This is a genomic window from Nonomuraea sp. NPDC049784, assembly GCF_040659615.1.
Lineage (GTDB): Bacteria > Actinomycetota > Actinomycetes > Streptosporangiales > Streptosporangiaceae > Nonomuraea.
Window position 1 is genome coordinate 1 of the sequence record NZ_JBFAMX010000388.1, and the last position, 9,714, is coordinate 9,714.

The 9,714-nt window shown below is 67.8% G+C and carries 9 protein-coding genes; 4 read left to right on the plus strand and 5 right to left on the minus strand.

Going from position 1 to position 9,714, the window contains the following annotated elements; genetic code table 11:
• Positions 1-2 precede the first annotated feature (2 nt).
• Both AB0J09_RS44235 and AB0J09_RS44240 read right to left on the minus strand, forming a co-directional pair.
• Positions 3-1,475 carry a hypothetical protein gene (locus tag AB0J09_RS44235; protein ID WP_360705167.1) on the minus strand — a complete coding sequence of 491 codons (1,473 nt, stop codon included), beginning with the start codon at positions 1,473-1,475 and terminating at the stop codon, positions 3-5.
• Positions 1,476-1,513: 38 nt separating this feature from the next.
• A complete protein-coding gene (locus AB0J09_RS44240) occupies positions 1,514-2,233 on the minus strand; it encodes an ATP-binding cassette domain-containing protein (RefSeq protein WP_360705170.1) in 720 nt (239 codons plus the stop codon).
• Positions 2,234-2,346: 113 nt separating this feature from the next.
• On the opposite strand from AB0J09_RS44240, the gene AB0J09_RS44245 reads away from it, so the two are divergent.
• The 3 genes from AB0J09_RS44245 to AB0J09_RS44255 all read left to right on the plus strand — a co-directional run bounded on the left by AB0J09_RS44245 (position 2,347) and on the right by AB0J09_RS44255 (position 4,518).
• Complete coding sequence (locus tag AB0J09_RS44245) at positions 2,347-3,546, plus strand: sensor histidine kinase (RefSeq protein WP_360705173.1); 1,200 nt, start codon at positions 2,347-2,349, stop codon at positions 3,544-3,546.
• Positions 3,543-4,184 (plus strand): response regulator transcription factor, encoded by a 642-nt coding sequence (locus AB0J09_RS44250; protein WP_360705175.1) that lies wholly within the window; start codon positions 3,543-3,545, stop codon positions 4,182-4,184. The genes AB0J09_RS44245 and AB0J09_RS44250 overlap by 4 nt, the downstream gene beginning before the upstream one ends.
• Before the next feature lie 160 nt (positions 4,185-4,344).
• Positions 4,345-4,518 (plus strand): hypothetical protein, encoded by a 174-nt coding sequence (locus tag AB0J09_RS44255; RefSeq protein ID WP_360705177.1) that lies wholly within the window; start codon positions 4,345-4,347, stop codon positions 4,516-4,518.
• 32 nt (positions 4,519-4,550) lie between these two features.
• Here the strand turns inward: AB0J09_RS44255 and AB0J09_RS44260 are convergent, their stop codons facing one another.
• Positions 4,551-5,822: a hypothetical protein gene (locus tag AB0J09_RS44260; RefSeq protein WP_360705180.1), complete on the minus strand. Its 1,272-nt coding sequence runs from the start codon at positions 5,820-5,822 to the stop codon at positions 4,551-4,553.
• Positions 5,819-7,075, minus strand: coding sequence for a glucarate dehydratase family protein (locus AB0J09_RS44265; RefSeq protein WP_360705182.1), 1,257 nt, complete (start codon positions 7,073-7,075; stop codon positions 5,819-5,821). The genes AB0J09_RS44260 and AB0J09_RS44265 overlap by 4 nt, the downstream gene beginning before the upstream one ends.
• A 104-nt stretch (positions 7,076-7,179) precedes the next feature.
• Between AB0J09_RS44265 and AB0J09_RS44270 the strand changes: the two genes are divergently transcribed.
• Positions 7,180-8,649, plus strand: a complete 1,470-nt coding sequence (locus tag AB0J09_RS44270) for an aldehyde dehydrogenase (NADP(+)) (protein WP_360705185.1) — start codon at positions 7,180-7,182, stop codon at positions 8,647-8,649.
• A 366-nt stretch (positions 8,650-9,015) separates the two neighbouring features.
• On the opposite strand, the gene AB0J09_RS44275 is transcribed toward AB0J09_RS44270, so the two are convergent.
• On the minus strand, positions 9,016-9,714 hold a 699-nt coding region (locus AB0J09_RS44275), incomplete at its 5' end, for a 5-dehydro-4-deoxyglucarate dehydratase (protein WP_360705188.1).

The window sequence follows — 9,714 nt, forward strand, 5'->3', positions numbered from 1 at the left end:
GATCAGGGCACTCGGGGCCATCCACGGGGAATTCTCGTGGCCATCAGCCGGGACTCAACTGGCCGCCTACCAGGAGTCTTCCATGGCCGTCGGCACCAGCCTGCGACTACCAGGGGAAGTGCTGCGTAGGCGACGAGCACCGCGACGGCTGCTGCGGGCGGCAAGAGGTAGCCATATACCGACGTGGTGATGATGTCGCCGGTGATCTCACGGGGGAGTGCGCCGATCATCAGCGAGCCGAGACGGTCGCTCCATGGCTCCGGGATGTTGCCGATGATCATGGGGATCACGTACACGAGTCCGACGAGGATGGCGATCGCCGCGGCGGTGGAGCGCAAGAGTGCGCCCAAGCCCAGGCCGAGTAGCGCGAACGTGGGCACGGTGAGGGCGAGGGTGATCAGGAGCGGCAGCCTGTCCAGGAAGGCACTGGTGTACGCGCCTGAGAAGCGGTCGCCGAGCACCCATCGGGTGACGAAGTAGGTGCCGAAAACCGTCATCGAGCCGACGAGCAGGCCCAGCGTGCCCACGATTGTGGACTTGGCGGCCAGTATGGGCCAGCGGCGGGGGACGATGGCCAAGCTCGTCCTGATCAGGCCGGTCAGGTATTCGGAGGTGATGGCGAGCGTGCCGAGAATGCCCATGCACAGCTGGGGCACGATCACGACCACTTCCTCCAGGTCGGCGATCCGGGCGCTCGGCCGTTTGGCGGCAGGAGCGCTGTCGTACATGTGAGCGGCCATCACGGCGAGTGCGAGCCCCAAGAGGACCGCGCCAAGGCTGAGGCCGAGGATCAAGTACGTCGAGCGGACGGAGCGGATCTTTAGCCATTCCGAAGTGAGAACGCTCATCAGATATCTGGGGCTGAAACCCCGAGCTTCAGCCCGGGGAGGGAGCCCTCGCCTCCTTCTGCGTGGTGTAGGCGTATCCGTCTGCTCGCTGGAGGAGACGAAAGTGTCGATGGTGGATGCCTTGGACGGTCCCGTGGGCGGTGGTGATGTTGAAGCTGCCGGTGGCGCGGACGGCGACGCGGCCGGTATAGGTCCCTTGCTTCTTGCCGGTGGCGATAGGCCGGAGGCGAGCAGCATTGTCAGGTCGTGGGCTAACGAGATGTCGTTGAAGCCCAGCTCGTGACCATCTGCTATCAGGCGGCTCGTCGAATAGGTGACCAGAAGGATCGTGCTGGCGGCTATGAAGGTGGCCAGGCCGACGATTCCGGCCTTGGCCAGGAGTAATGTGCCGCGTTTCGGGACGGCGGTCAGGCTGGTGCGGATCGTGCCCGTGGCGTACTCGGAAGTGATCGTCAGCACACCGAGCACTGTCAGGCTGATCTGAACGAGTGGGAGGAAGCCCTGCTCAGGGGCAGCGGCGCGCAGTGATCCCCGCTCGTCGGCCAGGCCGCTCACATAGAGGGTCCACGCGACGCCGAGAAGCACTGTCAAGGCCGCCGTCCCCAGCGTGTGATAGGTGGAGGCCACCGAGCGTAGCTTCAGCCATTCGGAGGAGATGACGGCCTTCAACGGGCCGCCCCGTACTGCACGCTGTCGGCGGTTAGAGCCATGTAGGCGTCCTCGAGGGACGGGTAGCGCGCGGTCAGCTCCGTGACGGTGGCCTCGGCGATCAGCTTGCCGCGGCCGACGATGACGATGCGTTCGGCGGTGAGGGCCATCTCGCTCATCAGGTGGCTGGAGAGCAGGATCGTCCGGCCTTCCGCGGCCAGCGAGCGCATGAGGTCGCGGATCCAGCGCACGCCGTCGGGATCCAGGCCGTTCACGGGCTCGTCGAACATCAACACGCCTGGATCGCCGAGCAGCGCCGACGCGATGCCCAGCCGTTGTTTCATGCCGAGCGAGAATCCACCCACCCGCTTGCGCGCCACACCTGCCAGCCCGACCTGCTGGAGCACCTCCGCCACGCGCGTGGGGCCGATGTCGTTGGTGCGGGCCAGGGAGAGCAGGTGGTCGTAGGCGCTGCGGCCGCCGTGGACGGCGCTTGCGTCGAGGAGGGCGCCCACCTCGTGCATCGGCTTGCTGAGCGATGTGTAGCGGCGGCCGTTGACCAGTGCCTGGCCAGCGGTCGGGGCGTCGAGGCCGAGGATCAGGCGCATGGTGGTGGACTTGCCGGCGCCGTTGGGGCCGAGGAAGCCGGTCACGTGGCCCGGCTCGACCTTGAACGACAGGTCGTCCACGGCGAGGGTGGCTCCGTAGCGTTTAGTGAGGTGTTGGAGTTCGATCACGCCGTAAAGGATGCGGGACGGCGGGTCGCCGGCGCGTCGGACCACGGTTCGAATCTCAAGGTCAGACCCTGGGTTGACGTGCGGAGGCCGCCGAAGCCGCTACGGTTCCACGCGTGGACGACACCCATCCCTTCTTCGCCAGGCGACTGAGCCGTCGCCAGCTCGTCATGCTCGATCTGGTGGCGGGGATGTGCTTCGCGTTCGCGAGTTTCACGACGGCGGTCAATGCCACCGCCCTGCCGCCGTGGGTGAGGATCGCCATCCCCTTCGGGTTGGGGCTGCCGCTGGCACTACGAAGACTGTGGCCACTGCCCGTCTTCTGCTTCACTCTGGTGCTGGCCATCTTCGCCGTGCTGGTCGACGCCGTGGCGTTCGCCTACCTCGCCCCCGCGTACGCGCTCTACATCGTGGCCTTCTCCGACAGGGTCGGCGTCGCGGTCCCGACGTCGGGAATCGGAGCGTTGAGCCTGGTCACGGTCTTCGGCCTCGCTGTAGCAGGAGTGCCGCGCGACAGCGCGCCGGGATGGTTGTTGCATCTCGACAAGCCCCTGCTGGGCATCGCGGCGCTGGGCGGCGCGTGGACGGTGGGCCGGGCGGTGCAGGAGCGGAGGCTCTATGCGGCCCGTGATGCTGAGCGGCTGGCGGCGCAGGCGGTCGCGGAGGAGCGGTTACGGATCGCTCGCGAATTGCATGACGTGGTGACGCACAGCGTCGGCTTGATCGCGGTCAAAGCAGGGGTGGCCAATCACGTGCTGGCGACCAGGCCGGACGAGGCGCATGACGCGCTGCGTGTGATCGAGACGGCGAGCAGGAGCGCGCTGGTCGAAATGCGCCACCTGCTTGGTGTGCTCAGATCCACGTCCGAGCCCGACCTCGTACCCCCACCCGGTCTGGCGGGGATCGAGGGGTTGGTGGAGCAGGCTCGGCTGGCGGGGGTTGAGGTCGGGCTCGAAGTGCGAATCCCGGGCAGCGATGATGACGGTCGTGAGAGGGACGTCAGGGAGCGAAGGCGGCTGCCTGAAGGTGTGGAGTTGTCGGTTTATCGCATCGTGCAGGAAGCGCTCACCAACGTCGCCAAGCACGCCGCGCCCGCCCGTTGCCGGGTGTCCGTGGTCGCTGATGGCAAGAATGTACGGATCGAGGTAGTGGATGACGGGCCTGGAAGACGTGCGTTGCCGTCCGTGGGCACCGGGAATGGCCTGATCGGGATGCGTGAGCGGGCTGCGATGTATGGCGGGGTGTTCGAAGCCGGGCGGCTTCCTGGGCGAGGGTTTCGGGTTTTCGCGCGGCTGCCCTATGAGGAGGTCTCGTGATCCGGGTGGTTATTGCCGACGATCAGGCGTTGCTCAGGGGGAGTTTCAGAGTGCTGGTCGACTCGGAGCCTGATCTGACTGTGGTGGGGGAGGCGGCCACTGGGGTGGAGGCCGTTTCGGTGGCTTTGGAGGAGCGGGCGGATGTGGTGCTTATGGACGTGAGGATGCCGGAAATGGATGGAATTGAGGCTACTCGGAGGATTAAGGATGTTTCGCGGGTTCTTGTTGTGACGATGTTTGATCTTGATGCTTATGTTTATGACGCACTTCGGGCTGGGGCCAGCGGGTTCTTGCTGAAGGACACGCCGCCGGCGGACTTGCTTGCCGCTATTCGGGTGGTGGCGGGTGGGGAGGCCTTGTTGGCTCCTACGGTTACGCGCAGGTTGATTGAGGAGTTCACGCGTACGCCTGTCCTGCCTCGAGTGAAGGGGTTGGCGGGCGTTACGGAGCGGGAACGAGAGGTGTTGATGCTGATCGCGCGGGGATTGTCCAATGCGGAGATTGCGGAATATCTGCAGGTGAGCCTGGCTACGGTGAAGACGCATATCACTCGGTTGCTGGCCAAGCTGGAGGCTCGGGATCGGGCGCAGCTTGTCATCGCGGCGTATGAGAGCGGGCTGGTTTCTGCTGCAGGGTGAATTTGTCCTGCTGCCCCTTTATCCGCCTGCCGCGACGGTCCCCTTTGGCGGCCGCCCTTGCCCGCGCCCTTGGCGACCGTCCCTGCCTCCCTTTACGGGCCGCACTCGTCTGCCGCCTTCACCGCATCCCAGCGCCATCGATCCTTGATCGGAGGAACTCATGCGCCAAAGCCGCACACCGGGCCCGCACCGGGTGGTGCCCGCCATCGCCGGAGAGGTCCTGCTCGACCGTACCGGGCAGCTACTCCACGACCTGGACGAGACGATCTCCGCCACTCGATCGGTCGGCGGCGAGCATACTGGGCGGATCGCGCGGCTCTGGGAGGGCCGATGACGCGATCTTCGTCGATGAGGGCGTATGTGGCGTCAGATGTGCTGGCGGATGGCCTCGGAGATGGCTGCCAGGCGTTGGGGGGAGGCCAGGCCGGCGTGGTACAGGTGGAATTCGGATGCTCCTGCCTTCGCATACGTTCTGAGCTGGTCTACCAGCGCTGTGGCGTCGGCGGGGCGAGGTGGCAGGGCCAGGACATAGGCGCCTATCCGCTGGCCTGGGGTGGACAGGTCCTTGAGGTGGGCGAGGCGGGTGGCGTCCGTGGCCGGGTCGCCCCAGCAGTTGGCCACCAGGACGTCCGCTTCGGGTTCGCCTGCAGGGAGTGCGGCGAAGGCGCCCGCCGCCCAGGGGTCCGGGTTGGCGTGCAGGGTGATGGGGACGTTTGGAGCAGTCCTTCTGGCCACGGCGATCAGGCGTTGGCGCAGGGAGGCGGACAGTTCTACGCGGGTGGCGCGTACTTCGTCGGTCAGCTCGCCGAGGGCCTGGGCGATGGTGAGGGGGTGGGCGACGACCGTGGCGCCGGCCGTGGTGGTGATGTGTGCGTGCGACGTGCCGGTCTGTGAAGACGCGCTGGTCTGTGAAATGGACGTTGTGGTGGTGATGTGAGTCGTTGTGGCTGCTGTTGGGGTTTGCCCGAGCGGGGCGCGGTCTATGGCAGCGCGGACTCTGTCTCTGGTGGCCGGCGGGTAGCGGTCGGCGCAGGACGAGCAGAAGCACAGTGAGAGCAGGTCGGCGTCGGCGGGTGTCCAGTCCGCGCCGGACGTCTTCTCGTGGACGCTCTGGTGGCCGAAGCCCATGGGGCCGCAGGCTTCCAGGATGAGGCCGTCCGGCTCGCCTACGGTGAGGATCTCCTGGACCAGGCGCTCGCAGTACTCGACGACGTCCTCGTGAGCCGGGCAGAGCGCGTACGGGTACGGGTCGCCGAAGGCGTTGCGTACGACCAGGTCGGGATTTGCCGTGCCCAGGTGGGAGTTGTGGGTGAGGACGGTCCAGGCGTGCACCTGAAGGCCTACCGCCTTCAGCGCGTCTCTGGCCTGGAGGTATGCGTCCTCCGGGGTCCAGGTGGGGGTGGCGGGGATCAGCCGGGACCAGGATGACGGGCGGATCGGGAGGTAGAAGGCCGGATATGGCACGTCCAGTACGCGGTGGGACGGGTGGTAGGGCGTGGCGGCTCTCGTGGAGTGGTAGCTCGCGGCCAGCGCTACCGCCTGCACGCCCAGGCCGGCCAGGCGGTCAGGCGCCGAAGGGTCGCCGACGATGTCCCAGGGGTAGACGTAGGCCACGTTCACCGGCGTGGGCTGCTTCACCAGCGTGGTCTCCTTGCGGAAAAGGTGGGCTCGAAGCGTTGCATGTAACTCGTGTCGTCGCGGGCGGAGATCCCGCACTTCTCGTACTGCTCGTTCATGACGGCCAGTGCGTCGCGGTCGAGTTCGACGCCGAGACCGGGGCCGCCGGGCACCGGGACGGCGCCGTTCACGAAGCTCAGGGCGCCGGGTGCGACCACGTCCTGGCCGTCCTGCCAGGGCGTGTGCGTGTCGCAGGCGAACGTGAGGTTGGGGGTGGCGGCGGCCAGATGGGTCATGGCGGCCAGGCTGATCCCGAGGTGGGAGTTGGAGTGCATGGACAGCGCCAGGCCGAACGTGTCGCACAGGGTGGCGACGTGGGCGGAACGTTCGAGTCCACCCCAGTAGTGATGGTCCAGGAGGAGTACGCCGATCGCGCGGGATGCGATGGCGGGAGGGAGGTGTTCATGGGTGACCACGCACATGTTCGTGGCGAGGGGCATGGGGACGGCGGCGGCCACCTCCGCCATGCCGGAAATGCTGGCGGTCGGGTCCTCCAGGTATTGGAGGGTGCCTTCGAGCTCCTGGCCCACCCGGATCGAGGTCTCGACTGTCCAGGCGGCGTTCGGGTCCAGGCGGAGGGGGACACCGGGGAACGCCTCGTGGAGGGCGCGTATCGCGGCTATCTCCTGGTCCGGGGGGAAGACGCCGCCTTTGAGCTTGATGGACTGGAAGCCGTATTCCTTGATGAGGAGGGCTGCTTGCTCGACGACACCTGCTTCGTTCAGGGCCGCGCCGAACCGGTCGGGCTCCTCGCCGGGGTGGCCGGCCCACTTGTAGAAGAGGTACGCGCTGTACGGCACCGCGTCCCTGACGCGACCGCCCAAGAGGTCCACCACCGGCACTCTGGCCGCCTTGCCGCGAATGTCGAGGCAAGCCACCTCAAAGGGGGAGAAGATCCGGTCGACGCTCTTCTCCTTGGTGGTGACGCCGGTCAATCCGTGCAGGTCGGTCACCGTTTCGCCGACGATCGCGCTGATCCGGGCGTACATCGTGTTCGTGGCGTGCACGTCGAGGCCGATCAGGGCTTCCGCGCACTCGCGTACCTTGCCCAGATGTGTGAGGTCCCCGTAGGTCTCTCCCAACCCGGTCAGACCTTCGTCTGTGACGACCTCGACAATGGTACGGAGGGCCCACGGCTCGTGGACTCCGGCGGCGTTCAGGAGGGGCGGGTCCCGGAAGGCAACAGGGGTGACGTGGATCTGCCTGATGATCATTTAGCCCGCCGTCCAGATATGTGAACAATAGCCAGATTTGTGGACAAGTTGCCGCAACTGTAAGAATCAAGATGAAGAAGTGTCAAGCTCGGAAGGGCCTTTCGATGATCTACGGACACGACCCCAGGACAGGCGAGGCCGTTGGCGCCGCGCTGCCCGAAACCGACAGTGCCGGGGTCGACACGATCGTTTCCGCCGCGGCCGCCGCCGGCGCGGCCTGGCGGGCGACCCCGGCGGCTGAGCGGGCGCTCGCGCTCGAGGCCGTCGCCGACGCGCTCGCCGCGAACGTGGACGAGCTGTGGCAGCTCGCCGACCAGGAGACCGCGCTCGGTGAGGTACGGCTGCGCGGCGAGGTCGCGCGTACGGCGGGGCAGTTCCGGCTCTTCGCCCAGGTCCTCAGGGACGGCGGTTATACCGAGGCCATCATCGATCACGCCGATGCCTCGCTCGCGCCGCCCCGGCCCGACGTGCGGCGCATGAAGCACCCGCTGCCGGGTGTGGTCGCCGTCTTCGCGGCCAGCAACTTCCCGTTCGCGTTCTCGGTGGCCGGAGGCGACACCGCGTCCGCGCTGGCCGCGGGGTGTCCGGTCGTGGTCAAGGCGCATCCCGGGCATCCGAACACCTCCGACCGGGTGGCGAAGATCGTCCGCGAGGCGCTGCCGAACGCCGACCTGCTGGGTCTCGTGCAGGGCATGCAGGCCGGTATCGACCTGGTGCAGCACCCCGGGGTGGTCGCGGCCGGGTTCACCGGGTCCGTCGCCGGGGGCAAGGCGATCCAGCGGCTGATCGACGAGCGCGAGGTGCCGATCCCGTTCTACGGTGAGCTGGGCAGCGTCAACCCCGTCGTCGTGCTGCCGTCCGCGCCGGCCAAGGAGGTCGCCGCGGGGTTCGCCGGGTCGGTGACGCTGGGGGTCGGGCAGTTCTGCACGAATCCTGGGCTCATGTTCGTGCCCGAGGGCGACGAGCTCCGGGATGCCCTCGTCGAGGCGGTCGAGGGGACCAGCGGAGGCCCCATGCTGGCCGAGCGGATCAGGGACGGGTACGTCGGGGGTGTCGATCGGCTGGGCGAGCTGCGGCTGCTGGCCGAGGGCAAGCCGGGCGAGGGAAGCTGGGCGGTCACGCCCAAGGTGTTCGTCGCTGATCTCGACACGTTCGAGGAGAAGCTTCCCCGTATCGCCGAGGAGTGCTTCGGGCCGGCGTCGATCGTGGTGACGTATCGGGAAATTTCCGACCTGCGGCCCGTGCTTGAGCGGCTGGAAGGGTCGCTGACCGCGACCGTTCACAGCACCGAGCCTGACGAGGCCGGAGACGTCGTCGAGGTGCTGCGCAGGAAGGCCGGTCGGCTCATCTGGAACGGGTGGCCGACTGGGGTGGCTGTGTGCTGGGCGATGCAACACGGTGGTCCTTGGCCTGCCGCGACCACGACCTCCACGTCTGTCGGGGCTACGGCGATCGAACGGTGGCTGGCGCCTACGGCATACCAGGACTGGCCGGAGGCGCTGCTGCCCGACGAGCTGAAGGACAGCAACCCGCTGTCCATTCCGCGGAGGGTCGACGGCCGCCTGGAGGCGTGAAAGGGGCCGCTGGGCTCCCGGGGTGGGGAAACGTGGTGGTCGTGGGTTGACGGTGGGCGGTGCTGCTGCCCATCGCGATTCTGCGGTCGTGTGCAGGGGTGGTAGCGGCTGACCGGCTGGCTGTGGGCTGGCTGGTCGGCCATGTGCTGATGGCGGTTGCCCGGTGGTCGGGTGGTCGTGGTGGGGCTGTTTGGCTGGGTGCGGGGCTGGCCGGCTGGTCGTGGGTTGGTGGTGGTCCTGGCGGCCGGGTGGTCGTGTTGGAGCTGGGCGCGAGGTTGGCGATCGGTCGTGCTTCGGGCGGGCGTCACGGTGATGGCGGGCTGCTCGTGGGTCTGATGGTCAGCGTGTCTTGAGGGGGCCTAAGCGTCAGGCGCCGGCGATATCCAGGCCCTTCGCGATGATCCGCTCCAGGGACTCCAGGTGCTCGGGCGTCGGGTCCACCAGCGGCGCCCGTACGCCCCCCACATCCAGCCCCCGAAACCGCACTCCCGCCTTGACCAGCGAGACCGCGTACCCGGGCACAAGGTCCCGCAGCTCCACCAGCGGAAGGTAGAACCCGGTCAGCAGCCGTTGCGTCAGCACCTCGTCCCCGCCTGTGACCGCCTTGTAGAAGGCCAGCGCGATCTCGGGCGCGAACGCGAACACGGCGCTCGAGTACAGGTTCACCCCGAGCCCCCGGTAGGCGGGCACGGTCAGCTCGGCGGTGGGCAGGCCGTTGAAGAACGTGAACTCCTTGCCGGTCGACCGCCGCACGGTCAGGATGATCCGCTGGAGCAGGTCGAAGTCCCCCAGCCCGTCCTTGAAGCCGATGACGTTGGGCATTTCGGCCAACTCCGCGACGGCAGAGGGGGAGAAGCGGGCGGTGCCCCGTTGGTAGATGACGACCGGCAGGTCGACGGTCGCGGCCACCTCGCGCACGTACCGCACCAAGCCGGTGGGAGGGCCGCTGACCAGGTAGGGAGGCATCAGCAGCAGCCCGTCAGCGCCCTGCGCGGCGGCGGCGCGCGCGATGGCCTTGGCGGTGGGCAGCGGGCCGCCGGCGCCGGCGAAGACGGGGGCGCGGCC

Excerpts from the sequence above, each read along its gene's own strand:
- AB0J09_RS44255 (WP_360705177.1), top strand. The coding sequence starts at position 4,345 with ATGCGCCAAAGCCGCACACCGGGCCCGCACCGGGTGGTGCCCGCCATC.
- AB0J09_RS44265 (WP_360705182.1), bottom strand. The coding sequence starts at position 7,075 with ATGATCATCAGGCAGATCCACGTCACCCCTGTTGCCTTCCGGGACCCG.
- AB0J09_RS44270 (WP_360705185.1), top strand. The coding sequence starts at position 7,180 with ATGATCTACGGACACGACCCCAGGACAGGCGAGGCCGTTGGCGCCGCG.